This window comes from Caldovatus aquaticus, from assembly GCF_019458025.1.
Taxonomy (GTDB): domain Bacteria; phylum Pseudomonadota; class Alphaproteobacteria; order Acetobacterales; family Acetobacteraceae; genus Caldovatus; species Caldovatus aquaticus.
Genome location: NZ_JAHZUY010000011.1, coordinates 36,050 through 60,693 on the forward strand (window position 1 = coordinate 36,050; position 24,644 = coordinate 60,693).

At 74.7% G+C, this 24,644-nt stretch carries 21 protein-coding genes; 7 read left to right on the plus strand and 14 right to left on the minus strand.

Features of this window, described 5'->3' with window-relative positions:
* Positions 1-13: 13 nt before the first annotated feature.
* Positions 14-979, plus strand: coding sequence for a tripartite tricarboxylate transporter substrate-binding protein (locus K1J50_RS06595; protein ID WP_220116913.1), 966 nt, complete (start codon positions 14-16; stop codon positions 977-979).
* 4 nt (positions 980-983) lie between these two features.
* Positions 984-2,282 (plus strand): DUF4010 domain-containing protein, encoded by a 1,299-nt coding sequence (locus K1J50_RS06600; protein WP_220116914.1) that lies wholly within the window; start codon positions 984-986, stop codon positions 2,280-2,282.
* Positions 2,283-2,424: 142 nt separating this feature from the next.
* On the opposite strand, the gene K1J50_RS06605 is transcribed toward K1J50_RS06600, so the two are convergent.
* From K1J50_RS06605 to K1J50_RS06655, 11 genes are all read right to left on the minus strand, one after another.
* Positions 2,425-3,795 (minus strand): MmgE/PrpD family protein, encoded by a 1,371-nt coding sequence (locus K1J50_RS06605; protein ID WP_220116915.1) that lies wholly within the window; start codon positions 3,793-3,795, stop codon positions 2,425-2,427.
* A 10-nt stretch (positions 3,796-3,805) separates the two neighbouring features.
* Complete coding sequence (locus K1J50_RS06610) at positions 3,806-4,780, minus strand: hydroxyacid dehydrogenase (RefSeq protein WP_220116916.1); 975 nt, start codon at positions 4,778-4,780, stop codon at positions 3,806-3,808.
* A gap of 19 nt (positions 4,781-4,799) precedes the next feature.
* Positions 4,800-5,006: a hypothetical protein gene (locus K1J50_RS06615; protein ID WP_220116917.1), complete on the minus strand. Its 207-nt coding sequence runs from the start codon at positions 5,004-5,006 to the stop codon at positions 4,800-4,802.
* 12 nt (positions 5,007-5,018) lie between these two features.
* Positions 5,019-5,621 (minus strand): thiamine pyrophosphate-dependent enzyme, encoded by a 603-nt coding sequence (locus tag K1J50_RS06620; protein WP_220116918.1) that lies wholly within the window; start codon positions 5,619-5,621, stop codon positions 5,019-5,021.
* A 6-nt stretch (positions 5,622-5,627) separates the two neighbouring features.
* The gene (locus tag K1J50_RS06625; protein ID WP_220116919.1) at positions 5,628-6,179 is read right to left on the minus strand and encodes a phosphonopyruvate decarboxylase; all 552 of its coding nucleotides are present in this window, start codon (positions 6,177-6,179) and stop codon (positions 5,628-5,630) included.
* A gap of 78 nt (positions 6,180-6,257) precedes the next feature.
* On the minus strand, positions 6,258-7,010 hold the full coding sequence (locus tag K1J50_RS06630; RefSeq protein ID WP_220116920.1) for an SDR family NAD(P)-dependent oxidoreductase: 753 nt from the start codon (positions 7,008-7,010) through the stop codon (positions 6,258-6,260).
* Between the two features lie 73 nt (positions 7,011-7,083).
* Entirely contained in the window at positions 7,084-7,752 is a 669-nt protein-coding gene (fzlA, locus tag K1J50_RS06635) for an FtsZ-binding protein FzlA (RefSeq protein WP_220116921.1), read from the minus strand.
* A gap of 71 nt (positions 7,753-7,823) precedes the next feature.
* Positions 7,824-12,362: a glutamate synthase large subunit gene (gltB, locus tag K1J50_RS06640; RefSeq protein ID WP_220116922.1), complete on the minus strand. Its 4,539-nt coding sequence runs from the start codon at positions 12,360-12,362 to the stop codon at positions 7,824-7,826.
* Between the two features lie 11 nt (positions 12,363-12,373).
* Positions 12,374-13,825, minus strand: coding sequence for an NAD(P)-dependent oxidoreductase (locus K1J50_RS06645; RefSeq protein WP_220116923.1), 1,452 nt, complete (start codon positions 13,823-13,825; stop codon positions 12,374-12,376).
* Positions 13,826-14,038: 213 nt separating this feature from the next.
* Entirely contained in the window at positions 14,039-15,007 is a 969-nt protein-coding gene (locus tag K1J50_RS06650) for a complex I NDUFA9 subunit family protein (protein WP_220116924.1), read from the minus strand.
* Between the two features lie 93 nt (positions 15,008-15,100).
* A complete protein-coding gene (locus K1J50_RS06655; protein WP_220116925.1) occupies positions 15,101-17,440 on the minus strand; it encodes a xanthine dehydrogenase family protein molybdopterin-binding subunit in 2,340 nt (779 codons plus the stop codon).
* Positions 17,441-17,753: 313 nt separating this feature from the next.
* On the opposite strand from K1J50_RS06655, the gene K1J50_RS06660 reads away from it, so the two are divergent.
* Genes K1J50_RS06660 through K1J50_RS06670 form a run of 3 tightly spaced genes read left to right on the plus strand, consistent with a single transcriptional unit; the run spans position 17,754 to position 19,825 of the window.
* Positions 17,754-18,083, plus strand: coding sequence for a carboxymuconolactone decarboxylase family protein (locus K1J50_RS06660; protein ID WP_220116926.1), 330 nt, complete (start codon positions 17,754-17,756; stop codon positions 18,081-18,083).
* Between the two features lie 12 nt (positions 18,084-18,095).
* Positions 18,096-19,028 (plus strand): NAD(P)-dependent oxidoreductase, encoded by a 933-nt coding sequence (locus K1J50_RS06665; protein WP_220116927.1) that lies wholly within the window; start codon positions 18,096-18,098, stop codon positions 19,026-19,028.
* The gene (locus tag K1J50_RS06670) at positions 19,025-19,825 is read left to right on the plus strand and encodes an N-acyl homoserine lactonase family protein (RefSeq protein ID WP_220116928.1); all 801 of its coding nucleotides are present in this window, start codon (positions 19,025-19,027) and stop codon (positions 19,823-19,825) included. The genes K1J50_RS06665 and K1J50_RS06670 overlap by 4 nt, the downstream gene beginning before the upstream one ends.
* A 19-nt stretch (positions 19,826-19,844) precedes the next feature.
* On the opposite strand, the gene K1J50_RS06675 is transcribed toward K1J50_RS06670, so the two are convergent.
* Genes K1J50_RS06675 through K1J50_RS06685 form a run of 3 tightly spaced genes read right to left on the minus strand, consistent with a single transcriptional unit; the run spans position 19,845 to position 22,099 of the window.
* A complete protein-coding gene (locus K1J50_RS06675) occupies positions 19,845-20,474 on the minus strand; it encodes a thiamine pyrophosphate-dependent enzyme (protein ID WP_220116929.1) in 630 nt (209 codons plus the stop codon).
* A 16-nt stretch (positions 20,475-20,490) separates the two neighbouring features.
* Positions 20,491-21,015 (minus strand): phosphonopyruvate decarboxylase, encoded by a 525-nt coding sequence (locus K1J50_RS06680; RefSeq protein ID WP_220116930.1) that lies wholly within the window; start codon positions 21,013-21,015, stop codon positions 20,491-20,493.
* 22 nt (positions 21,016-21,037) lie between these two features.
* A complete protein-coding gene (locus tag K1J50_RS06685) occupies positions 21,038-22,099 on the minus strand; it encodes a zinc-dependent alcohol dehydrogenase family protein (protein ID WP_220116931.1) in 1,062 nt (353 codons plus the stop codon).
* Positions 22,100-22,249: 150 nt separating this feature from the next.
* On the opposite strand from K1J50_RS06685, the gene K1J50_RS06690 reads away from it, so the two are divergent.
* Together K1J50_RS06690 and K1J50_RS06695 are read left to right on the plus strand one after the other, a co-directional pair.
* On the plus strand, positions 22,250-23,467 hold the full coding sequence (locus tag K1J50_RS06690; protein ID WP_220116932.1) for a CaiB/BaiF CoA transferase family protein: 1,218 nt from the start codon (positions 22,250-22,252) through the stop codon (positions 23,465-23,467).
* Positions 23,457-24,644 (plus strand): acyl-CoA dehydrogenase family protein, encoded by a 1,188-nt coding sequence (locus tag K1J50_RS06695; protein ID WP_220116933.1) that lies wholly within the window; start codon positions 23,457-23,459, stop codon positions 24,642-24,644. Before K1J50_RS06690 ends, K1J50_RS06695 begins: the two co-directional genes overlap by 11 nt.

The following is a 24,644-nucleotide window of genomic DNA, read 5'->3' on the forward strand; positions in this document are numbered from 1 at the left end:
CGGAGGAGGACGGATGCGACGGCGGCACCTGATCGTTGCGACGGGTCTCGCGGCCCGGGCGGCGCGCCGCGCGCCCGCGCGGGCGCAACCGGCGCGCTTTCCGTCCCGCCCGCTGCGCCTCGTCGTGCCCTTCGCCGCCGGCGGCATCGTCGACGTGGTCGCGTGCATCCTCGCCGATCCGCTCGCGCCCCGGCCCGGCCAGCCGGTGGCGGTGGAGAACCTGCCCGGCGCGGGCAGCACCATCGGCGCGCGGGCCGTCGCCCGCGCCGCGGCGGACGGCCACACCCTGCTGCTGAACGGCGCGGCGCACGCGGTGATCCCCGCGCTCTATCCGGAGGCCGGCTTCGACGCGCTGGGCGACGTCACGCCGATCGCCCTGCGCGGCGACCAGAGCTTCCTCGTCTGCGTGCATCCGGGCGTGCCGGCGCGGGACGTCGCCTCCCTGCTCGCCTGGCTGCGCACGCGGCGCGGCGAGGCGACCTTCGCCACCGCCGGTGTCGGCCCCGCCTCGCACCTCGCGGGCGAGCTGCTGAAGCGGCTCGCCGGGGTGGAGTTCACCGTCGTGCCCTATCGCGGCACCCCGGCGGCGGTGACCGACCTCCTCGCCGGCCGCGTGGACCTCATGATCGACAGCCAGACCCTGCTCGCGCCGCTCGCGCGCGAGGGCCGGGTGCGCGCGCTCGCCGTCACCACCGCGCGCCGCTCGCGCCTGCTGCCGGAGCTGCCGACGCTGGAGGAGGCGGGGGTCGCCGGCTACCGCGCCTCCTCCTGGCAGGCGCTCTACGGCCCGGCCGGGCTGCCGGCGGAGATCGTCGGCACCCTCTCGCGCGCCGTCCTGCAGGCGCTCGAGGAGCCGGAGGCGCAGCGCCGCTTCGCGGAGGCCGGCGTGGACCCGCTGCCGGGCGATCCCGCCCACCTGCGCGCGGAGACGGGGAAGTCGACGCCGATCCTGCGCGCCACGGGGGCGCGCCCGGGCTGAGCCGGTGCCGGCCGACCACGAGCTGCTCTACCGGCTCGCCCTCGCGCTCGGCATCGGCCTGCTGGTCGGGGTCGAGCGCCATTGGCGCGAGCGCGAGGCGGAGGCGGGCCGGCGCACCGCCGGCCTGCGCACCTTCGGCCTGATCGGCCTGCTCGGCGGCCTCGCCGCGGCGCTGGCGCAGGCGGCCCGCGGCGGCGCCGAGGGAGTGCCGGCGGCGCTGCTGCTCGGCCTCCCTTTCCTCGGCCTTTCCGCGGCGCTGATCGTGTTCAAGCTGCGCGAGGCGATCGCCGAGCAGAGCTTCAGCGTCACCGGCGTCGTCGCCGCCCAGGCGGTGTTCGCCCTCGGCGCCCTCGCCGTGCTCGGCGATGCCGGCACCGCCGCCGCGGCGGCGGTGGCGACGACCGCGCTGCTCGCCAGCCGCGAGGTGCTGCACGCCTTCGTCCGGCGCCTGAGCTGGCCCGAGCTGCGCTCCGCCCTGCTGCTGCTGACGATGACGCTGGTCGCGCTGCCGCTGCTGCCCGACCGGCGCATCGCCGCCCTCTGGGGCCTCAACCCGGCGCGGGTGTGGCTGCTCGCGGTGATCCTCGCCGCCGTCTCCTTCCTCGGCTACGTGGCGGTGCGGCTGCTCGGCGCCGCCGCCGGGCGCCTGCTCGCCGGCGCCGCCGCCGGACTCGTCTCCTCGACCGCGGCGACGGTGACGAACGCCCGCCTCGCGCGCGGCGGGGAGCCGGCGGGGCCGCTGGTCGCGGGCGCGCTGGCGGCCGGCGCGGTGGCCTATGCGCGCACCGCCGCGCTCGCCCTCCTCGCCTCGCCGGCGATGGCGCGGCCGCTGCTCCCGGCCCTCGCCGCGGGGGCGCTGGTGCAGGCGGCGGCGGCGCTGCTCGCCGGGTGGCGGCGGGAGGAGCGCGCGGCGGCGGAAACGGGGCGCGGAGGGCTCGGCAACCCGTTCGAGTTCGGGGCGGTGCTGCGCCTCGCCGCCCTGCTCGCCGGCGTCGGCCTGCTCAGCGAATACGCCGCGGCGCGGTTCGGCGGCGTCGGCGCGGCGGCGGTGGCCGCGCTCTCCGGCCTCGCCGACGTGGACGCGGTGACGCTTTCCATGGCGGCGCTGACGGCGGCCGAGGCGCTGCCCGCCTCGCTCGCCGCGCTGGCGGTGGCGGTGGCGGTGGCGACCAACACCGTGGCGAAGATCGCCTATGCGCTGGCGCTCGGCGGGGCGGGCTTCGGCGGGCGCTTCGCCCTCGGCACCCTGGCCGGCCTCGCCGCCGGCGCGGCGGCGCTGTGGCTGCGGCCAGCCGGCGGGTGAGGCGGCACGCCCGGGCGGCCCCCCTGCAGCCGGCGACACGGAGAGCCGCGCCGCCGTCCCTCCCCCGCGCCGCCGGCGCCCGGCCGGCCGCGCGACGATGGCGCGGGACCTGCGCCCGCCGCGCCGCCGCCCGCGCCCGGCCCTACCCGGCCGCCGCCGGCGCCGCGCCGCGCAGCGGCACCGGGCCGGGCAGCGCGGCCCCGTGCCAGAGCTGCGCGAGCAGCGCCCGCGCCGGCTGCTCGCCGACCGCCGGCACCGAGAGCTCGAGGAACTTCTCGCTCAGATCCTCGTCCGAGAGCGGCGCGTCCGGATCGCCCTTGCGCGTCGGCTGGTGGTGGCGCAGCACGCGCCCGTCCTTGAGCCGGATCTCCACCCTGGCCGAGCGCCGCGCCGGGAAGGCGGCCTCGCACTCCGGGTCCACCTCGACGCGGATGCGCGGCATCAGCGCCCGCACCGCCGGGTCCCGGATCCGCGCCGGCTCGTAGGCGGCGAGGCGCACGCCGCCGTGCACCAGCATCGTCGCCGCGGTGAACTGCACCGAGAAGCGGCATTCCTGCTCCGTCGCCGCCTCCGGCCGGTCGCAGATCTCCTTGGTGGCGCGGTAGCCGCCGACCAGCACGCCGTCCACCTCCTCCGCCGCGAAGCCGTGCGCGCGCTGCAGCGCGCGGATCGCGTCGAGCGCGGCGAAGATGTGGCCGCAGCAGCCGTGGTTCTTGAAGGTCATGTCGGCGATGGCGAAGGGCTGGCCGATGCCGGCGAGCGCCTGCTCCCACTTGCCGGTGTCCTCGCTGGTCGCGGCGGCGAAGCCGGCCGGGCCGTGCAGCACGTCGAGCGCGCCGGTGACGCCCTGCGCCGCCGCCAGCGCGGCGAGCGCGCCGGCCTCCGCGGCGTGGCCGGGGTGGAAGGGCTTGCTCATGCCCTCGCCGCGGAAGGCCTGCTGCAGCCCGCTCGCCATGGTCGCGGCGGTGGCGAGGGCGTGCGCCGTGCGCTCCGCGTCGCAACCGAGCAGCACCGCGACCGCGGCCGCGGCGCCGAAGGTCCCGACCGTGCCGGTGGTGTGCCAGAAGCGGTAGTGGCTCGGCTGCACGGCCCGGCCGATGCGGCAGGAGACCTCGTAGCCGGCGACCATCGCGCGCAGCAGCGCCGCCATGTCCGCGCCCCGCGCCTGCGCCGCGGCGAGCGCCGCGCCGATGGTCGGGCAGCCCGGATGATAGACGGCGTAGCGGTAGATGTCGTCGAACTCGACGATGTGGCTCGCGAGGCCGTTCATCAGCGCCGCGTGGCGCAGCGGCACGCGCCGGCCGGTGACGTAGCAGACCGCGCCGCCGCCGCCGCGCGTCTCGTCGGCGAGCGCCGCGGCGAGCAGCGTCGCCGGCGGGCGCGAGGCGCCGGCGAGCAGGGCGGCGAACCAGTCCACCAGCGCCCGGCGCGCGTGGCGCTCGAGATCGGGGGGCAGCGGCCGCGTGCGCCACCCGGCGGCATGGCCGGCGAGGACGAGGAGCGGGTTCTCCATCGCGGACCTGCTACGCGTTGCCGCGCAGCACCTCTTTGTTGACGACCACATCGGGATCGAGCCGCCCCTGGAAGAAGCTGATGATGCTCTCGGCGCAGGAGAGGCCCATGCGGCGCAGCCCCTCCTCCGTCGCCGCGGCGGAGTGCGGCGTCATGACCACGTTGGGCGCCTCGAGCAGCGGGCTCGAGGCGACCAGCGGCTCCTCCCGGAACACGTCGAGGCCGGCGCCGGCGACGTGGCCCGAGCGCAGCGCCGCGGCCAGCGCCGTCTCGTCCACCAGCGTGCCGCGCGCGGTGTTGACGAACACCGCGCCCGGCTTCATGGCGGCGAGGAAGGCCTTGTCCACCATGCCGCGCGTCTCGGCGTTGCTCGGGCAGTGGATGGTGACGATGTCGGCCTGGCCGAGCGCCTCGACGAGGTCGCGCACCGGCGTGAACCCCGCGCCCTTGATGGTGTTGGCGGGCACGTAGGGGTCGCGCACCAGCACCGTCATGCCGAAGGCGGCGCAGAGCCGCGCCACGCGCGCGCCGATGCGGCCGAAGCCGACCACCAGCGCCGTCCGGCCGGCAAGGTCGAAGCAGGGCAGCGCGTCGGTGGTGCCCCAGTCCAGCGCCCGGGTCTTGGCGTCGTAGGCCAGGGTGCGCCGGGCGAGGGTGAGCATCAGCATCAGCGCGTGCTCGGCCACCGAGACCGCGTTGGCGTCCGGCGTGACGGTGAGCGGGATGCCCCGCTCGGTCAGCGCCGCGACGTCCACCGCGTCGTAGCCCACGCCGTGGCGGGCGCAGAGGCGCAGCATCGGGGCCCGGGCAAGGAAGGCGCGGTCTATGCGCGTGGCGCGCACGATGATCGCCTCCGCCGTCGGCATCGCCTCGGCGAGCGTGGCATCGTTCACCTCGGCGAGCATGGTGACGCGGTAGCCGGGCTCGCCCTGCAGGCGGGCCATCGCCTCGGGGTGCAGCGGTCGCAGGCAGACAACGTGGGGCATGACGGGTCCTTCGCCAGGCTCAGTCCGGGGCGGCGCCGGCGACGCGCACCAGCTCGCCCCATTTCGGGATCTCGGTCTCGATGAAGCGGGCGAACTCCTCCGGCGGCGGCGATGGCGCCGCCCGCCCCCGGCCGGCTGCCGCGCGGCATCGCGGCGCGCGCGACAGCGGCGAGCAGGCGGCGGTCCATGCGTCTCCTCCCTCCTTCCTGCGCAGGGGGCGCTGCACGCCGCCCGCGCGCTAGAGCTGGTGGTGCGCCGCCGGGCCCAGCACCGCCTCGCGGAAGCGCGCCTGCAGATAGGCCCCCTCGCGCGGCGGCAGAACGAGCGGCAGGCTCGCCGCGTCCACCTTCGCCACGGCGAAGAGCGGGCCCTCGCCCGCATGGACCGCCGCGCGCAGCGCCGGCACCTCCTCCGGCCGCGTCACCAGCATGGTGCGCGGGAAGCCCGCCGCCCGCGCCATGCCGACGAGGTCGACGCCGTACTTGGTGTGCGTCTCCTGCATCCCGGTCTCGCCGTAGTGCTCGTTGTCCTGCACCACGATCGAGAGGTTGGGCGGCCGGCGCACCGCGATGGTGGCGAGGGCGCCGAGGCCCATCAGCATCTCGCCGTCGCCGGTGATGACCAGCACCTTGCGCGCCGGCTGGGCGAGGGCGAGGCCGAGGCCGATCATCGCCGCGCCGCCCATGCCGCCCCAGAGCGGGAAGTTCTCCGCGCAATCGCCGACCGCGGTGATGTCCCACGCCGGCGCGCCGAGCCCCGCGACCACCAGAAGGCCGCCGCGGTCGGCGAGGAGCGCGCGGCAGAGTTCGCGCCGGTCGAGCTTGCCCGAAGCCGCGAGCATCGCGTCTCAGTCCTTTCCGAAGGTCTTGGCGCCGATCACGCGCTGGCCGATCAGCGTCGCGGCCGGACGGAAGGTGTTGAAGGCGAGGCGGATCGTCGCGTCCGCGGTCGGCACCACGTCCTCCGGCCGGTCGGCGCGGCGCACCAGCGCGCCGATCGCCTCGAGCACCGCCTGGGTGGCGCTGCCCATCGGCACCTGGGCCGGGTTGAACTCGCCGAAGTCGCCGCGCATGGTGACGAGCATCGGCATCGGCGTGCGATGCGTGATGCCGAGCGAGAGCATGTTGATGCAGTTGCCCACGCCGGAGCTCTGCATCAGCAGCACGCCCTTCTCGCCGCCGAGCCAGGCGCCCTGGAGCAGGGCGATCCCCTCCTCCTCGGTGGTGAGTGGGACGACCTTCATCTCGGCGTCGGCGAGGCAGCGGCGGATCAGGCGCGCGTGGCCCGCATCCGGCACCACCGCCACCTGGCGGATGCCGTGCGTCCTCAGCAGGTCGTAGAGCCGGTCGGGCCAGTCGGCGGCCGCCTCCGGCCGGGATTCGGGGGGATGTCGGTCCATGCCTCTCCTCGCGTCTCGCGCGCAGCATCGGGCGGGACGCGGGTCCTGGCAAGGAGGGACGCGCCGCGCGGCCGCGCCTCAGGCGGAGAGCAGCTGCCCGCCGTCCACGACGATGGTCTGCCCCGTGACCCAGCGCGCGAGCGGCGAGGCGAGGAACATCACCACCTCCGCCACCTCCTCCGGCGTGCCGAGCCGGCCGAAGGGGATGGAGCGCAGGATGCGGTCGTAGAGCTGCGGGTCGGCGGCCTTCCGCCGTTCCCACACCCCGCCCGGGAACTCGATCGAGCCCGGCGCGACGGCGTTGACGCGGATGCCTTCGCGCGCGAGCGCCGCCGCCTGGCTCGTGGTGTAGTTGATCACCAGCGCCTTGACCGCCGCATAGGCCGGCGTGCGCACCGAGGGCCGCAGGCCGGAGATCGAGGCGATGTTGACGATGCATCCCCTCGACGCCCTGAGATGCGGCAGGGCGGCGCGGCTCGCCCGCACCGTCGCCATCACGTCCACGGCGAGGCCGGCGGCCCAGCCCGCCTCGTCGTCGCCCATGCCGAAGCCGCTGGCGTTGTTGACCAGCACGTCGATGCCGCCGAGCGCGGCCGCCGCCTGCTCCACCCAGCGGGCGATCGCCGCCGCATCGGCGAGGTCGCACACCGCGGCGTGCGCCGGCCGCCCGGCGGCGGCGATCTCCGCGCGCGCCGCCTCCAGCGCCTCCGCCCCGCGGGCGCAGATCGAGACGCCGGCGCCCGCGCGCGCGAAGCCCAACGCGATGGCGCGGCCGATGCCGCGGCTGCCGCCGGCGACGAGGACGCGCTGTCCGGTGAAGTCGAGGCCCATGCCCTGCCCTCTCCTGCTGCGCGCCCAGTCTGGCGCGCGGGCCGGCGCCGGGCCAGGCCCTTCCCGGCGCGGCTCAGAAGTCGAGATCGGCGTAGTGCGGCGGCGGCGTCACGCCGCTGACGCGGTCGGCGAGCAGCGGGCGGAAGCAGGGGCGGGACTTGACGCGCGCGTACCAGTCCTTCGCCGCCTCGTTCAGCGACCAGTCCACGTCGCCGATGAAGTCGAGCGCCGAGAGATGGGCCGCGGCGCAGAGGTCGGCGAGCGTCAGCGAGGCGCCGGCGAGCCACACCCGCGACTCGGCGAGCCAGCCGAGGTAGTCGAGGTGCGGCCGGAGGTTCGCGTGCCCGGCGCGGATCGCCGCCGCGTCCGGCGTGCCGCGGCCCATCAGGCGCTTCATCTGCTTCTCGTAGAGCAGGTTGCGCGTGACCTCGGCGTTGAACTTGCCGTCGAACCAGGCGACCAGGCGGCGGACCTCGGCGCGCTCCGCGAGCGTGCGGCCGAGCAGCGGCAGGTCGGGATAGGCCTCGTCGAGGTACTCGCAGATCGCGTAGGAATCGGCGACGACGAGGCCGTTGTCCTCGCGCAGCACCGGCACGGTGCCGGCGGGGTTCATCTCGAGGAACTCCTCGCGCCGTTCCCAGACGCGCTCGACGCGCAGGTCGAACGGGATCCGCTTCTCGGCGAGGGCCAGGCGGACCTTGCGGGAGAAGGGCGAGAGCGGCAGGTGGTAGAGGATTCGCATCGTCGGCCCGGCTTATGCCACCCGCCGGGCGGGCAGGGAAGCCGGGCCGGCGCGCTTCTTCCGCGCCGCCGCTATTCGGCCGCGACGGCGGCGGCGACCGCCTCCTCCATCGGCACCGGCAGGTACCTCGCGTACTCCTTCGGCACGATGTGCCAGAAGCGGGCACGCTCGGTCTCCCACTCGTTCAGCAGGCGCGCCGCGAACCGGCTGCCCGTCTCCCGCACGTGGCGGGCGATCAGGTCGCGAAGCACCCCCTCCCAGTGCGGGTGCCCGAGGCGGCGCCAGAGCAGCGAATCGGGGTTGACCCGGCGCTCGAAGGTGCCGTCGGCGTCGTAGACGAAGGCCATGCCGCCGGTGAAGCCGGCGCCGAAATTGTCGCCCACCGGCCCGAGGATCACGACCGTCCCGCCGGTCATGTACTCGCAGCCGTTGGCGCCGCACCCCTCCACCACCGCGATGGCGCCGGAGTTGCGCACCGCGAAGCGCTCCCCGGCCTGGCCCGCGGCGAACAGCTCGCCGGAGGTGGCGCCGTAGAGCACGGTGTTGCCGACGATGGTGTTCTCGTTCCACACCAGGGTCGAGGAGGGGGCCGGCCGCACCACGATGGTGGCGCCGGAGAGGCCCTTGCCCACGTAGTCGTTGGCGTCGCCGAACACCTCGAGCTTCAGCCCGCGCACGCCGAAGGCGCCGAGCGACTGGCCGGCCGAGCCGCGCAGCCGCACCGTGAGGTGGCCGGGCTGCAGCCCGTCCATGCCGAACTGCCGCACGATCTTGGAGGAGACCTTGGTGCCGATCGCGCGCTGGGTGTTGCGGATGTTGTACTGGAGCTGCATCTTCTCGCCGCGGCGGAACAGCGCCTCGGCGTCGCGGATCATCTCCGCGTCCAGCGTCTCCGGCACCTCGTTGCGGCCCTCGAGCGTGCAGTAGGGCTTGTAGGGGCCAGGGTCGGCCTTCACCAGCAGCGGGTTGAGGTCGAGGTCGTCGAGGTCCTCCGAGCCGCGGCTGACCTGCTTGAGCAGGTCGGTCCGCCCGATCACCTCCTCGAGCCGGCGGAAGCCGAGCTGGCTCAGGATCTCCCGCACCTCCTCTGCGATGAAGGAGAACAGGTTGATGACCTTCTCCGGGGTGCCGGCGAACTTGGCGCGCAGCTTCTCGTCCTGCGTGCACACCCCGACCGGGCAGGTGTTGGAGTGGCACTGGCGGACCATGATGCAGCCCATGGCGACCAGGCTCGCCGTGCCGATGCCGAACTCCTCCGCCCCGAGCATCGCCGCGATCACCACGTCGCGCCCGGTCTTGATGCCGCCGTCGGTGCGCAGCCGGACGCGATGGCGCAGGCGGTTGAGCAGCAGCACCTGGTGCGCCTCGGACAGCCCCATCTCCCACGGCAGGCCGGCGTACTTGATCGAGGACTGCGGCGAGGCGCCGGTGCCGCCCGAGTGGCCGGAGATCAGGATCGCGTCCGCCTTCGCCTTCGCCACCCCCGCGGCGATGGTGCCGATGCCGGAGCGCGCCACCAGCTTTACGCAGACCGTCGCCTCCGGGTTGATCTGCTTGAGGTCGTAGATGAGCTGGGCGAGGTCCTCGATCGAGTAGATGTCGTGGTGCGGCGGCGGCGAGATCAGCGTCACGCCGGGGGTGGAGTGCCGCAGCTTCGCGATCAGCTCGGTCACCTTGAAGCCCGGGAGCTGGCCGCCCTCGCCGGGCTTCGCCCCCTGCGCGATCTTGATCTCGATCTCGCGGCAGTTGTTGAGGTACTCGGCGGTGACGCCGAAGCGCCCGCTCGCGATCTGCTTGATCGCGGAGTTGGCGTTGTCGCCGTTCGGCCGCGGCTTCGCGCGCGCCGGGTCCTCGCCGCCCTCGCCCGAGTCGCTGCGCGCGCCGATGCGGTTCATGGCGATGGAGAGCGTCTCGTGCGCCTCCGGGCTCAGCGCGCCGAGGGAGATGCCGGGCGCGACCAGGCGCTTGCGGATCTCGGTGATGCTCTCGACCTCCTCGATCGGCACCGGCGCGCGGCCCTCGGTGCGGAAGTCGAGCAGGTCGCGCAGCGCCACGGGCGGCAGGCGGCGCACCGCCTCGGAGTACTTCTTGAAGGTCTGGTAGCTGTCGGTCTCCACCGCCCGCTGCAGGGTGTGGATCAGCGCGCCGTCGAAGGCGTGGGTCTCGCCGCTGCGGCGCATCTTGTAGAGCCCGCCCACCGGCAGGGTCACCGCGTCCGAGTCCCAGGCCTTGCGGTGCAGCGCGAGCACGCGGCGCGCGATGCCGGAGAGGCCGATGCCGGAGATGCGGCTCGGCGTGCCGGGGAAGAACTCCGCGACCAGCGAGCGCGAGAGGCCGATCGCCTCGAAGTTCATCCCGCCGCGGTAGCTGCTCAGCACGCCGATGCCCATCTTGGACATGACCTTGAGCAGCCCCTTGTCCACCGCCTTCTTGTAGCGGGCGACGCACTCCTCGAGGGTGAGCCTGCCGAACAGGCCGCGCCGGTGGCGGTCGGCGATGCTCTCCTGCGCGAGGTAGGCGTTGACGGTGGTGGCGCCGGCGCCGATCAGCACCGCGAAGTAGTGCACGTCCAGCGCCTCGGCGACGCGGACGTTGAGGCTGGTGAAGGTGCGCAGGCTGTTGCGCACCAGGTGTGTGTGCACCCCGCCGACCGCGAGGATCATCGGGATCGCGGCGCGCTCCGGCCCCTGGTTCTCGTCGGTCAGGATCACGTGGGCGCAGCCGGAGCGCACGCCCTCCTCCGCCTCGCGGCGGATGCGGTCGATGGCGCGGCGCAGGCCCTGCTCGCCCTCGGCGACGGGGAAGGTGCAGTCCACGACGCAGGCGGTCTCGCCCATGTAGGCGCGCATCGCCGCGAACTCGGCGCTCGACAGGACGGGGCTGTCGAGCATCAGCATGTCGCACTGCGTCGGGTCCTCGTCGAGGATGTTGCCGAGGTTGCCGAGGCGCGTGCGCAGCGTCATCACCCGCGTCTCGCGCAGGGAATCGATCGGCGGGTTGGTGACCTGGCTGAAGCTCTGGCGGAAGAAGTGGTGCAGGCCGCGGTACTGGTTGGAGAGCACGGCGATCGGCGTGTCGTCGCCCATGCTGCCGACCGGCTCGTTGGCGTCCTCCACCATCGGGTGCAGGATCGTCTCCAGCTCCTCCAGCGTGTAGCCGACGGCGAGCTGGCGGCGGCGCAGCTCCTCGCCCTGGAACAGCACCGGCTCGCGCGCGTCCTGGCGCACGATCTCGTCGATCCGCGTGGTGCGCTTGACCCACTCGCCGAAGGGCTTGCGCGCGGCGAGCATGTCCTTGAGCTCGCCGTCGCGGTAGAAGCGCGCGGCGTCGAGGTCGACGCCGATGCACTGGCCGGGGCCGACCCGGCCCTTGGCCACGATCGCGTCCTCCGGCAGCTTCACCATGCCGGTCTCGGAGCCGACGATCAGCAGCCCGTCGCGCGTGACGGTGTAGCGCATCGGCCGCAGGCCGTTGCGGTCCATGCCGGCGATCACCCAGCGCCCGTCGGTGGCGCAGATCGCCGCCGGGCCGTCCCACGGCTCCATCACCGCGTTGCAGTAGAGGAAGAGGTCGCGGTGCGCCTCCGGCATGGTGGCGCTGTTGCCGATGCTCTCGGGGATCAGCATCGCCTTCGCCATCGGCGCGTCGCGCCCGCCGCGCACCAGCAGCTCGAAGACGTTGTCGAGCGTCGCCGTGTCCGACCCGCCGGCCTGGATGACCGGCTTGATGTCGTCCATGTAGGGGTCGAGCAGGGGATGGGAGAGCCGGGTCTCGTGGCTCTTCATCCAGTTGATGTTGCCCGCCAGCGTGTTGATCTCGCCGTTGTGCGCGACCATGCGGAAGGGCTGGGCCAGCCGCCAGGTCGGGAAGGTGTTGGTCGAGTAGCGCTGGTGGTAGATCGCGAAGCGGCTGACGAAGCACGGATCGAGCAGGTCCGGGTAGAACTCCGTCAGGTGCTCGGCGAGGAACATCCCCTTGTAGATCACCGAGCGGCAGGAGAGGGAGCAGAGGTAGAGCTCCGGGATCTGCGCCGCGATCGCCTGCTTTTCGATGCGCCGGCGGATCACGTAGAGGTCGCGCTCGACGATCGCCTCCTCGCGCCGCTCCGGGTCCCAGATCAGGATCTGCTCGATCTCGGGGCGGGTGGCGTTGGCCTTCTCGCCGATGCAGGCGACGTTGATCGGCACCTGGCGCCAGCCGTAGATCGCGTAGCCCGCGGAGAGGATCTCGGTCTCGACGATCTGGCGGCAGCGCTCCTGCGCGCCGAGGTCGGTCTTGGGCAGGAACACCATGCCGACCGCGATGCGCCCCGGCCGCAGCCGGTCGCCGCCGCGCTCCACCGCCTCGGCGAAGAAGTCCTGCGGGATCTCGACGTGGATGCCCGCGCCGTCGCCGGTCTTGCCGTCGGCGTCCACCGCGCCGCGGTGCCACACGGCCTTCAGCGCATCGATGCCGGCCTGCACCACCTCGCGCCGCGGCCTGCCGTCGAGCGCGGCAACCAGGCCGACGCCGCAGGCGTCGTGCCCGGCGAGGTCGAGATGCGCCTGCTCGGCGAGGCGGCGGGCGTTCCGGACGAAGCTCCGGACGAAGGCCGGTCCGCTCTCCTGCATGTATTCCTCCCTCACTCCGCCGCGATCGCCATCGGCGCCGCCTCGGCGGCGGCCTTCGCCCTCACCCAGCGGTCGATCTGCTCCGCCGCGTCGCGCCCGTCGCGGATCGCCCACACCACGAGCGAGGCGCCGCGCACGATGTCGCCCGCGGCGAACACGCCGGGCAGCGAGGTCATCATGGTGCGGTGGTTGATCTTCAGCGTGCCCCAGCGCGTCACCTCGAGCCCCGGCTCGCCGAACAGCGCCGGCAGGTCCTCGGGGTCGAAGCCGAGCGCCTTGATGACGAGATCGGCCGGCTGGACGAAGTGGCTGCCCGGGATCGGCTCCACCTGCTGGCGCCCGGTCGCGTCCGGCAGGCCGAGATGCATGCGCAGGGCGCGCACGCCGCTCACCCGCCCCTCGCCGAGGAACGCCTCCGGCGCGGCGAGCCAGACGAAGCGCACGCCCTCCTCCTCGGCGTTCGCCACCTCGCGCATCGAGCCCGGCATGTTGGCGCGGTCGCGGCGGTAGAGGCAGGTGACCGACCGCGCCCCCTGGCGCACCGCGGTGCGCACGCAGTCCATCGCCGTGTCGCCGCCGCCCACCACCACCACGTCCTTGTCCCGCGCATCGAGCGCGCCGGAGTCGAACTCCGGCACCGCATCGCCGAGCCCCTTGCGGTTCGAGGCGATGAGGTAGTCGAGCGCCGCCACGACGCCGGGCAGCCCGGCGCCCGGGCAGGCGATGTCGCGCGCCTTGTAGACGCCGGTGGCGATCAGCACCGCGTCGTGGCGCGCGCGCAGCTCGGCCAGCGACACGTCGCGCCCGACCGCGCAGTCGAGGTGGAAGACGATGCCGCCCGCCGCGTACTGGGCGTGGCGGCGCAGCACGACGTCCTTCTCCAGCTTGAAGTTGGGGATGCCGTAGATCATCAGGCCGCCGGCGCGGTCGTAGCGGTCGTAGAGGTGGACCTGATACCCCTTCACGCGCAGCCGCTCGGCCGCCGCCATCCCCGCCGGCCCGGCGCCGACGATGCCGACGGAGTGCGGGAGCTCCCGCCGCGGCCGCGGCGGCCTGACCCAGCCGCGCTCCCAGGCGGTGTCGGTGATGTACTTCTCGACCGCGCCGATGGTGACCGAGGCGAAGCCCTTCTCGATCACGCAATTGCCCTCGCACAGCCGGTCCTGCGGGCAGACGCGGCCGCAGATCTCGGGGAAGCTGTTGGTCGAGGCGGCGACCTCGTAGGCCTCCTCGAGCCGCCCCTCGGCGGTGAGCTTGAGCCAGTCCGGGATGTTGTTGTGCAGCGGGCAGTGCACCTGGCAGAAGGGCACGCCGCACTGGCTGCAGCGGCTCGCCTGCTCGGCCGCGGCCTCGGGGTCGAAGGGGCGATAGACCTCGGCCCAGTCGTGGCGGCGCGCCGCCGCGTCCCGCTTCTCCGGCGGGCGCTGGGGCAGGCGCACGAACTGCAGCATCCTCTCGGCCATGACAGGCGGTCCCTCGCGCATCCGGCGGGTCGCAGAGGGCCGCAGCCCCCCAGGCGCCCACCCGTGTTGCCGCGCAACATAACGGAGCCGCCGCCGGAAAGGCGAGTCCCTTTTCCTCAATTGGGACAGATTTTCTGTCCTGACTGGGCGAGGAACGGCCGCCGCCGCCCAGGCCCAGGGGGCACCACCCCCGGAGAAAGGTCCGGATCGGACCTACAACACGGCGGCCAGGTCGGCGCGCCGGCTGCCGCCAGGCCGGAACCGCGCCAGATAGTCCGGCACCACCGCCTCCACCGCCTTCGGCGCCGCGGTTCCGAGTTCCCGCAGCCCCGGCATGCCCTCGCTCACCACATTGTCCCGCCCGAGCAGCAGAAGCTGGTCCCGGGTCAGCGGCGGGTTCGGCAGCCACTCCCCGAACCGCGCCATCAGCCGCGCCAGGGCGTCCGGCACCTCGACGAGCGGGCGGCGGCGGCGCGTCGCCTCCAGCACGAAGCGCAGCATCTCGCGCATGGTCATCACCCGTGGCCCGCCCAGCTCGAAGGTCCGGCCGGCCGCGTCCTCGCGTTCCGCCGCCGCCGCCACCGCGTCCGCGACGTCGCCGACATACACCGGCTGGAAGCGCGTCCCGCCCCGGATCACGGGCATCACCGGCAGCCATTGCGCCAGCGCGGCGAAGCGGTTGAACAGCCGGTCCTCCGGCCCGAACACCAGCGAGGGGCGCAGCAGCGTCGCCCCGGGGAACGCGGCGCGCACCGCCGCCTCCCCCTCGCCCTTGGTCCGGGCGTAGAGGCTCTCGCTCCGCGGGTCCGCGCCGATGGCGGAGATATGCACCAGCCGCGCCACCCCGGCGGCGGCGGCGAGCCGCGCCACGCGGCCCGCGGCCTCGACATGGAGGCGGGCGAAGTCGCCGGGGCGCCGCTCGAACAGGATGCCGACCAGGTTCACCACCAGGTCGGCCTCGGCCACGGCGCGCGCCACCGCCCCCTCGTCGCGGATGTCCGCGGCCAGCGGCACGATCTGCCCGACCCGCCCCTGGGTGCAGAGGAAGCGCGCCCCCGCCGGATCGCGCGTCCCCACCCGCACCACGTAGTCCCGCCGGGCGAGCCGCTGGACGACATACCGCCCGATGAACCCCGCCCCCCCGAACACGGTCGCGACCTTGCGCTCCCCGGGTCCCCGCATCGCGTCCATCCCTTGGCAGAAACGGCGCGGACCATATGGGCGGGGGCGCCTCCCGCCAAGCGCCGGGCGTCCGGCCGGCCGCCCGCGCCCGCCTCAGCCGCCCCGCGCCGCGCGGATCGCGCGCCAGACCCGCTCCGGCGTCGCCGGCATGTCGAGCCGGGTCACGCCGAGCGGCGCCAGGGCGTCGAGGACCGCGGCCATCACCGTCGGCGGCGCCGCGATCGCCCCCGCCTGGCCGCAGCCCTTCACGCCGAGCGGGTTCGCCGCCGTCGGCGCGCCCTCGTCGAGCACGACCTCGAAGGGCGGCAGGTCGGCCGCCCGCGGCAGGGCATAGTCCAGCGGCGAGCCGGTCAGGAGCTGCCCGCTCTCCGCCTCGTAGGCGATCGCCTCGCAGAGCGCCTGGCCGATCCCCTGGGCGAGCCCGCCTTGCACCTGGCCGCGCACCAGCAGCGGGTTGACCAGCCGCCCGTAGTCGTCCACGGCGAGGTAGCGCAGCAGCGTCACCACCCCGGTTTCCGGGTCCACCTCCACCTCCGCCGCATGGCAGCCGTTGGGGAAGGTGACGCGGTCGGAGCGATGCATCGCCTCGGCCGCGAGCCCCGGCGCGAGGCCGTCGGGCAGGCCGGCCGGGTCGGCCGCGGCGCGCGCCAGCGCGCGCAGCGCCACCTCGCGCCCGCTGCCGGGCACGACGAAGCGGCCGGCGGCGAAGGCGAGCTCCGCCGGATCGGCCTGCAGCAGGTGCGCGGCCAGCACGCGCGCCTTGGCGAGCACCGCCCCGATCGCCTCGACGAGCGCGGCGCCGCCGAGGTGCAGGGAGCGCGCGCCGCCATGCCCGTTGCCGTAGCGCACCGCGTCGGTGTCCGCCTGCACCAGCCGGAAGGCCTCGACCGGCAGGCCGAGCCGGTCGGCCGCCACCTGCGCGAAGCTCGTCTCGTGCCCCTGGCCGTTCGACTGGGTGCCGACGGCGAGCTCGACGCCGCCATCGGGGGCGAAGCGCACCGCCGCCCACTCGTTCGGCGCGCCGCGCGCGGTCTCGAGGAAGCAGGCGAGGCCGAGGCCGCGCAGCCGGCCGCGCCGGGCCGAATCCGCGCGGCGCGCGGCGAAGCCGGCGCGGTCGGCGCGCCGCTCCGCCGCCTCCAGGTTCGCCGCGAACCGCCCGCCGTCCACCGTCGTGCCGAGCGCGGTGCGGTGCGGGAAGCCGCCGGCGCCCGCCGCGGCGCCGATCATGTTGCGCCGGCGCAGCGCGAGCGGGTCCATGCCGAGGCGGCGCGCCGCCTCCTCGACCGCGCGCTCGATCGCGTAGTTGATCTCCGGCTTGCCGGCGCCGCGATAGGCCTCGATCGGCGCGGTGTTGGTGAAGGCGCCGCGCGCGCGCAGGACGCCGGTCGGGATGGCATAGACGCCGCCGAACGCTGCCGCGGCCGCGTTGGTCGTGCTGCCCGGCCCGCCGGCGGAGAGATAGGCGCCCATGCCGGCGGTGAAGGCGACCTCGAGCGCGAGGAAGCGCCCCTCCGCGTCCAGCGCGAGGCGCACCGCCGCATGGGCGTCGCGGGCGTGCACCGCGGCCGCGAACTCCTCGCTCGGCTCGGCGAGCCAGCGCACCGGCCGGCCGAGGCGGCGCGCCGCCCAGAGCGCCAGCACGTATTCCGGGAACAGCGGGTTCTTCAGCCCGAACCCGCCGCCGACATCCGGCGCGACGAGGTGGAACCGCTCCTCCGGCAGGCCGAACACCGCGGCGAGCTGGGCGCGGATGGCGTGCAGGCCCTGGCCGGACAGCAGCAGGCGGAAGCGGCCGCTCGCCGCATCGAAGCAGGCCAGCGCGCCGCGCGGCTCGAGCGGGGCGGCGTGCACGCGCTGGTTCGCCACCTCCAGTGCGACGACGTGGGCGGCGGCGGCGATCGCCGCCTCGGTCGCGGCGCGGTCGCCCTTCTCGAAGGCGAAGGCGAGGTTGCCCGGCGCCTCCTCGTGCAGCGGCGGCGCGCCGGGGGCGAGCGCGGCGCGGGCGTCCACCACGGCGGGCAGCGGCTCGTAGGCGACCGCGACCCGCTCGGCGGCGTCGCGCGCGGCGGCGGGGCTGTCGGCCAGCACGACCGCGACCGGCTCGCCGACATGGCGCACGCGGTCGCGCGCCAGGGCGTGGCGCGGCGGCACGACCAGCCGCGCCGCCTCCGGCAGCGCGACCGCGCAGGGCAGCGGCGCGAGGCCGTCCGCCGCGAGGTCGGCGCCGGTGAGCACGGCGGCCACGCCGGGCGCGGCGCGCGCCGCCCCGGCGGCGATGTCGCGGATGCGCGCATGGGCATGGGGCGAGCGCACCAGATGCGCATGCAGGCAGCCCGGCGGGACCTCCGCATCGGCGAGGAAGCGCGCGCGCCCGGCGAGGAAGCGCGCATCCTCGCGCCGGCGCGGGGAGCGCTGCGGGGGCGGCTGAGCCACGGCGGAACCTCCTCCGGCCTGTCCGGGCGCGGGCAGCGGCGCCGGCGCGCCGCGGCTTAGCGCCCTCCCGGCCCGCGCGCGAGGCCCGCCGCGACCGCGCGCCAGCCGATGGCGATCGCCATCGCGATCCGCGCCCCGGCCGCAAGCGCCCGCGCGCGGAGACAGGGCGGCGCCGGCGCCCCGCACGACCGCCCCTTCGCGGCGGGCCGGGCATGAGGCGCCTTGCCGCCACGCCGTGGCTGGTCAAGGATCGTCCCGAAGCCGGCGCGGGCGCGGCGCGCCGCGACGCCCGATCCACTCCGGGAGGAAACCCATGGCAGCCCCACCCTCGGCACGGCGCGACCGCCTGCGGCCCGTCTTCCCCAAGCTCGTGCAGATGACCCACGACTACGTCTACGGCGACGTGTGGGAGCGCAAGGAGCTGTCGAAGCGCGACCGCAGCATGGTCACCGTCGCGGCGCTGGTCGCGCTCGGCTGGCAGGAGCAGCTCGCCACCCACATCGGCCGCGCGCTCGACAACGGCGTGACGCGCGAGGAGGTCGCCGAGATCATCACCCATCTCGCGCTCTACTCGGGCTGGCCCTCGGCGATGACCGCGGCGCACGTCGCCTGCGACGTGTTCGAGGCGCGCGACAGGAAGTAGGGGACGTCCGTCATGAGGATCGGCTTCATCGGCCTCGGCACCATGGGCGGCCACATGGCCGCCAACCTGCAGAAGGCCGGCCATACGCTGGTGGTGCACGACGTGAACCGCGCGGCCGCCGAGCGGCACCTCGCCGCCGGCGCCGAATGGGCCGACACGCCGCGCGCCGTGGCGGAGCGCGCGGACGTGGTGTTCACCTCGCTCCCCGGCCCGCCCGAGGTCGAGGCGGTGGTGTTCGGCAGGGACGGGCTGCTCGAGGGCGTGCGCGAGGGCCTCGCCTATTTCGACCTCTCGACCAACAGCCAGGCGCTGATGCGCCGCGTGCACGAGGCGTTCAAGGCCAAGGGCGCCGACGCCTGCGACGCGCCGGTGAGCGGCGGGCCGGAAGGCGCGCGCGCCGGCCGGCTCGCCATCTGGGTCGGCGGCGAGGAGGCGGTCTATCGCCGCCACAAGCCGGTGCTGGACGCGATCGGCGACCAGGCGCGCTACATCGGGCCGATCGGCAGCGCCACCGTGGCGAAGCTCGTGCACAACATGGCCGGCTACGCCATCAACCAGGTGATGGCGGAGGTGTTCTCGATGGGCGTGAAGGCCGGGATGGACCCGCTCGCGCTGTGGGAGGCGATCCGCCAGGGCGCGCTCGGCCGCCGCCGCACCTTCGACCGCATCGCCGACCAGTACCTGGTCGGCCGCTACGAGCCGCCGGCCTTCGCGCTGAGGCTCGCGCACAAGGACGTCTCGCTCGCCGTGCAGCTCGGACGCGAGCTCGGCGTGCCGATGCGGCTGTGCAACCTGACCCACGCCGAGATGACGGAGGCGCTGAACCGCGGCTGGGGCGCGCTCGACTCGCGCGTCTTCATGCGGTTGCAGAACGAGCGCGCGGGGGTCGAGATCGCGGCCGACCCGGAGCGCGTGCAGGCGGTGCTGAAGGCCGACGGCCGATGAGCGCGGCGGCGCCGACCTACGAGATCTACGCGCTGCGCTACGCGACGCGCGCGGCGCGCCGGGCGGAGCACTTCATCGGCGGCGACCCGCACGACGGGCCGATGCCGATGGACTACTTCGTCTGGGCCGCGGTCTCGCCCGGGCGCAGCTTCGTCATAGACACCGGCTTCACGGCCGAGGTCGCGGCGCGGCGCAAGCGCGAATGGCTGCGCTGCCCGGCGGAGAGCCTGCGGCTGATCGGCCTCGATCCCGACACGGTCGAGGACGTGATCCTCACCCACCTGCACTACGATCACGTCGGCAGCTTCCACAAGTTCGCCCGCGCCCGGTTCCACCTGCAGGAGCCGGAGATGCACTACGCGACGGGCCGCTACATGCGCCACCACCGCCTGCGCCACTCCTTCGAGGTCGAGGACGTGGCAGGCATGGTGCGCATGCTGTTCGCCGACCGCGTGGTGTTCCACGACGGCGACGCCGACCTCGCGCCCGGCGTCACGCTGCACGTCTGCAGCGGCCATTCCGCCGGGCTGCAGTGCGTGCGCGTGAACACGCGGCGCGGCCCGGTCGTGGTCGCCTCCGACGTGACGCACTTCTACGAGAACCTGGAGAGCGGGCGGCCCTTCACCACCGCCTTCCACGTCGGGGGGATGCTGGAGTCCTTCGACCGCCTGCGCGCCCTCGCGCCCTCCGCGCGGCACATCGTTCCGGGCCACGACCCGGAGGTGATGCGCCGCTACCCCGCCGTGCCGGGGCTCGAGGGCATCGCCGTGCGGCTCGACCTCGAGCCCGCGGCCTGAGCGCGGCCGCGGCGCGCCCTCAGCGGGCGCCGAGCAGCGCGGCGCGGAACCGCTCGCGGCAGGAGGCCGGGTCGAGGTTCCGCCTGTAGGCCGGCGGCTCGGTCGGCGCCACGCGCAGCAGCACGAAGCAGGTGCCGTTGCCCTGGCGGAGGAAGCGCGCGCCCTCCTCGAGTTCCGCCTCGCTCGCGATGGTGCGGGTGGCCCGGATGCCGGCGCCGGCGGCGATGCGCGCGAGGTCCACGCCGCGCGCGGTGTGGCTCCGCTGCCAGCCGGTCTCGCCGTAGTGGCCGTTGTCCACGCAGACGATCGCGAGGTTGGGCGGATTCATCACCGCGATGGTCGCCAGCGCGCCGAGGTTCATCAGCAGCTCGCCGTCGCCGGTCAGCACCAGCACGCGCCGGTCCGGCCGCGCCAGCGCGAGGCCGAGGCCCATCATGCAGGCCGCCCCCATCGCCCCGCCGAGCAGGTAGGCGTGCGCCCCGTCGTTGGTGAGCTGCGCGAGGTCCTTCGCGCTGCCCGCCAGCCCGCCGACGAACAGGAAGTCCTCGTGCCGGCCGATCAGCCGCGGCACCGCCTCGCGCCGGTCCAGCACGTAGCCGGGAGCGGCGACCGCGGCCGCGCGGCGCGCGGCGGATTCCGTCTTGTCCATCGCTTCCTCCCCCGCCTCAGAACGCCTTGGCGCCGATCAGCTTCTGCGTCAGCAGCACCGCGACCGCCTGGCCGCTCTTGAACACCATGGTGAGCGCCGCCGAGACGGTGGGGATCACCTCCTCCGGCCGCTCGACGCGCAGGCAGATCACGCCCATCGCCTCGAGCACCGGCTGCACCGCCTGGCCCATCGGGAACTGCCAGGGATTGCCCTCGCCGAAGTCGCCGCGCATCGAGACCAGGGTGAGGAACGGGAAGCGCCCGCCCTTCACCAGCGAGAGCAGGTTGACGCAGTTGCCCACGCCGCTGCTCTGCATCAGCAGCACGCCGCGCGCCCCGCCGAGGTCGGCGCCGGCGAGCAGCGCCACCCCCTCCTCCTCGGTGGTGAGCGGGATCGAGTGCGCCTCGGGGTCGGCGAGCGACTTGTCGATCAGCACCCGGTGCCCGGCGTCCGGCACGTAGGCGAATTGCGTCACGCCGTTCCGGCGAAGGAGGGCGTAGAGCTCCTCCTGCCAGCCCGGCGCCGTGGTCGCGGCTTCCATCCTCTCCCCCTCCTCGCCCGCTTCAGTTCGGCAGGATCACGCCCTTGCCGGTGGTCTGGGTGTCGAACACCCGGTACGCCTCCTCCGCCTGGTCGAGCTTCCAGCGGTGCGTGAACAGGCGGTCCACCTCGATGCCGCGGTCGGCGATGAAGCGCGCGCACTCCGCCTGGCCGACGGTGGAGAAGGTCCAGGAGCCGATGATCGTCACCTGCCGGCGCAGCAGGTCGGGGCTGACCTCGAGCGTCACCGTGTCGCCCTCGCCGACGTAGCAGGCCTTGCCCCAGGTGCGCACGCACTGCACCGCCTGCCGCCGCGCCAGCGGCGAGGAGGAGGCGTCGAGCGAGAGATGCGCGCCGAGCCCGTGCGTGACGTCGCGGATCGCGCCGACCACGTCGTTCGTCTCCTTGGGGTTGATCAGCACGTCGGCGCCGAATTCCCTGGCGCGCGCCAGCCGCTCCGGGCTGACGTCGAGGGCGATCACACGCGCCCCCATCGCCTTGGCGAGCTGCGTCGCCGACAGCCCGACCGGTCCCTGGCCGAAGATCGCGATGGTGTGGTCGCCCTGCAGGCCGAGCCGGTGCAGCGCCCCCCAGGCGGTGCCGGTGCCGCAGGAGATCGCCGCGCCGGCCTCGAAGGAGAGCTCGTCCGGCAGCGGCACCAGAGTGCGCGCCGGGCACTTCATGTAGTGGGCGTGGGCGCCGTGGCCGGTGGCGCCGTACACCTCCGCCACGCCCTCGTCGCAGAGCTGCATCCAGCCGGTCGCGCACTGCGGGCAGACGCCGCAGCCCCGGTAGTGGTGCTGCATCACGCGCTGGCCGATGCGCGCCTGCCGCGGCGAGACGTTGCGGCCCACCGCGACCACCACGCCGCAGGGCTCGTGGCCGCGGATGATCGGCCCCTCGATGCCCCCGCGGAAGCCGAGCGCGGCGGTGCCGCCGCCCGCCGGCGCGCGGTAGTACTTGAGGTCGCTGCCGCACATGCCGGAGGCCTTGATCTCCAGCACCACCTCGTCGGGTCCCGGCGTGGGGTCGGGGAAGTCCAGCAGCTCCACCCGGCGGTCACCCGGAAAGACGACACCCTTCATCGGACATCCCTCCCGCGCGGCGCGATCGCGCGTGGGCGCAGCCTATGCCGGCGCCCGCCGCGCGGCAATCATGCGCAAGGCGCGCCGCGCGGCGGCTTGCCGGCGCCCGCCCGCGCCGACATGATCGCGCCGGCAGGCACGGAGGCAGGCATGGCGGAACAACCGGCGGCGGAGGGCAGCGGGGGCGGGGCGCTGCCGCTCGCCGGCCTGCGCGTCGTCGAGCTCGGCCACAGCGTCGCCGCGCCCTATGCCGGCCTCATCCTCGCCGAGCTCGGCGCCGAGGTGATCAAGATCGAGAAGCCCGGCACGGGCGACGACGCGCGCGGCTGGGGGCCGCCCTTCCTCGCCGGCGCGGCGGCGGTGTTCCACGCGCTCAACCGCAACAAGCGCTCGGTGGTGGCGGACCTGCGCGATCCGCGCGACCTCGCCGCGCTGAAGGCGCTGATCGCCAGCGCCGACGTGCTGATCCAGAACCTGCGCCCGGGCCAGGCCGAGGCGCTCGGCCTCGGCCCGCGCGCGATGATCGCCGCCAACCCGCGCCTGATCTACGCGAGCATCGGCGCCTTCGGCGCCGCCGGGCCGCTCCGCGGCCAGCCCGGCTACGATCCGCTGATGCAGGCGATGGGCGGCATCATGGCCGTCACCGGGGAGCCGGGCGACCGCCCGCCGGTGCGCGTCGGCACCTCGATCGTCGACATGGGCGCCGGCAGCTGGGTGGCGATCGGCGTGCTCGCCGCGCTGCTGCGCCGCGCCGCGACCGGGCGGGGCGGCGAGGTCGCGACCTCGCTCTACGAGACCGCGCTCGCCTGGATGCTCTACCACGTCGCCTCGCACGCCGCGGACGGCAAGGAGCCGGGGCGGCACGGCTCGGGCGCCGCGACCATCGTCCCCTACCAGGCGTTCGAGACGGCGGACGGCTACCTCGTCGTCGGCGCCGGCAACGACAACCTGTTCCGCCGCCTCGCCCCCGCCGTCGGCCTGCCGGAGCTCGCCGAGGACCCGCGCTACGCCACCAACGCCGCGCGCGTCGCGAACCGCGCCGCGCTGATCGAGACCCTCGCCGCGGTGTTCCGCACCCGCACGCGCGCCGAATGGACCGCGGCGCTGCGCGCGGCCGGCGTGCCCTGCGCGCCGGTGCAGCAGGTGGGCGAGCTCGCCGACCACCCGCAGACCCGCGCCCTCGGCATCCTGCGCGGCGAGGGCGATCCGCGGCAGCTCCGCACCGTCGGCCTGCCGCTCACCTTCGACGGCGCCCGCCCGGCGCGCGACGCCCCGGCGCCGGCGCACGGCGAGGCGACCGCCGAGTTCTTCCCCCACCGCGCCGCCGCGGCGGCCGAGCAGGACCGGGACCGAGACGATGAGCGCTGACGCCACCGCCGTGCCGAGCGTGCCGCTCGGCGAGGACTACCCCGAGATCCGCGCCGCGATCCGCAGGATCTGCGAGGGCTTCCCCGGCGCCTACTGGCGCGAGAAGGAGGAGAAGGAGGCCTATCCCGCCGAGTTCGTCCAGGCGCTGACCGAGAGCGGCTACCTCGCGGCGCTGATCCCGGAGGAGTACGGCGGCGCCGGCCTGCCGCTGCGCGCCGGCTGCGTGATCCTCGAGGAGATCCACAAGGCCGGCTGCTCGGCCGGCGCCTGCCACGCGCAGATGTACATCATGGGCACGCTGCTGCGCCACGGCTCGGAGGAGCAGAAGCGCCGCTACCTGCCCGACATCGCCTCCGGCAGGCTGCGCCTGCAGGCCTTCGGCGTGACCGAGCCGACCAGCGGCACCGACACCACCAGCCTCAAGACCCGTGCCGTGCGCGACGGCGACCACTACGTCATCACCGGGCAGAAGGTCTGGACCTCGCGCGCGCTCCACTCCGACATGATGCTGCTGCTCGCGCGCACCACGCCGCTCGAGGAGGTGAAGCGCAAGTCGGACGGGCTCTCGGTGTTCCTCGTGGACCTGCGCGAGGCGCGCGGCAAGGGCCTCGAGATCCGGCCGATCAAGGCGATGATCAACCACAACACCACCGAGGTGTTCATGGACGGCATGCGCGTGCCGGCCGCCAACCTGATCGGCGAGGAGGGCAGGGGCTTCCGCTACATCCTCGACGGCATGAACGCCGAGCGCATCCTGGTCGCCTCCGAGGGCCTCGGCGACGGGCGCTACTTCATCCGCAAGGCGGTGGATTACGCCAACAGCCGCGTCGTGTTCGGCCGCCCGATCGGGCAGAACCAGGGCATCCAGTTCCCGATCGCGCGCGCCCACGCCGAACTCGAGGCGGCGGAGATGATGATCCGCAAGGCGGCGACGCTGTTCGACGCCGGCCTGCCCTGCGGGCCGGAGGCCAACATGGCGAAGATGCTGGTCTCCGAGGCCGCCTGGCACGCCGCGGAGGCCTGCATGCAGACCCACGGCGGCTTCAGCTACGCGCGCGAATACGACATCGAGCGCAAGTGGCGCGAGATCCGGCTGATGCAGATCGCCCCGATCAGCACCAACCTGATCCTCGCCTACGTCGCCGAGCACGTGCTCGGCCTGCCGCGCTCCTACTGA

What these genes read in the sequence shown, in the direction of transcription:
- K1J50_RS06595 (WP_220116913.1), top strand. Translation starts at nt 14, where the DNA reads ATGCGACGGCGGCACCTGATCGTTGCGACGGGTCTCGCGGCCCGGGCG.
- K1J50_RS06605 (WP_220116915.1), bottom strand. Translation starts at nt 3,795, where the DNA reads ATGGAGAACCCGCTCCTCGTCCTCGCCGGCCATGCCGCCGGGTGGCGC.
- K1J50_RS06610 (WP_220116916.1), bottom strand. Translation starts at nt 4,780, where the DNA reads ATGCCCCACGTTGTCTGCCTGCGACCGCTGCACCCCGAGGCGATGGCC.
- K1J50_RS06620 (WP_220116918.1), bottom strand. Translation starts at nt 5,621, where the DNA reads ATGCTCGCGGCTTCGGGCAAGCTCGACCGGCGCGAACTCTGCCGCGCG.
- K1J50_RS06625 (WP_220116919.1), bottom strand. Translation starts at nt 6,179, where the DNA reads ATGGACCGACATCCCCCCGAATCCCGGCCGGAGGCGGCCGCCGACTGG.
- K1J50_RS06630 (WP_220116920.1), bottom strand. Translation starts at nt 7,010, where the DNA reads ATGGGCCTCGACTTCACCGGACAGCGCGTCCTCGTCGCCGGCGGCAGC.
- fzlA (WP_220116921.1), bottom strand. Translation starts at nt 7,752, where the DNA reads ATGCGAATCCTCTACCACCTGCCGCTCTCGCCCTTCTCCCGCAAGGTC.
- gltB (WP_220116922.1), bottom strand. Translation starts at nt 12,362, where the DNA reads ATGCAGGAGAGCGGACCGGCCTTCGTCCGGAGCTTCGTCCGGAACGCC.
- K1J50_RS06645 (WP_220116923.1), bottom strand. Translation starts at nt 13,825, where the DNA reads ATGGCCGAGAGGATGCTGCAGTTCGTGCGCCTGCCCCAGCGCCCGCCG.
- K1J50_RS06650 (WP_220116924.1), bottom strand. Translation starts at nt 15,007, where the DNA reads ATGCGGGGACCCGGGGAGCGCAAGGTCGCGACCGTGTTCGGGGGGGCG.
- K1J50_RS06660 (WP_220116926.1), top strand. Translation starts at nt 17,754, where the DNA reads ATGGCAGCCCCACCCTCGGCACGGCGCGACCGCCTGCGGCCCGTCTTC.
- K1J50_RS06665 (WP_220116927.1), top strand. Translation starts at nt 18,096, where the DNA reads ATGAGGATCGGCTTCATCGGCCTCGGCACCATGGGCGGCCACATGGCC.
- K1J50_RS06670 (WP_220116928.1), top strand. Translation starts at nt 19,025, where the DNA reads ATGAGCGCGGCGGCGCCGACCTACGAGATCTACGCGCTGCGCTACGCG.
- K1J50_RS06675 (WP_220116929.1), bottom strand. Translation starts at nt 20,474, where the DNA reads ATGGACAAGACGGAATCCGCCGCGCGCCGCGCGGCCGCGGTCGCCGCT.
- K1J50_RS06680 (WP_220116930.1), bottom strand. Translation starts at nt 21,015, where the DNA reads ATGGAAGCCGCGACCACGGCGCCGGGCTGGCAGGAGGAGCTCTACGCC.
- K1J50_RS06685 (WP_220116931.1), bottom strand. Translation starts at nt 22,099, where the DNA reads ATGAAGGGTGTCGTCTTTCCGGGTGACCGCCGGGTGGAGCTGCTGGAC.
- K1J50_RS06690 (WP_220116932.1), top strand. Translation starts at nt 22,250, where the DNA reads ATGGCGGAACAACCGGCGGCGGAGGGCAGCGGGGGCGGGGCGCTGCCG.
- K1J50_RS06695 (WP_220116933.1), top strand. Translation starts at nt 23,457, where the DNA reads ATGAGCGCTGACGCCACCGCCGTGCCGAGCGTGCCGCTCGGCGAGGAC.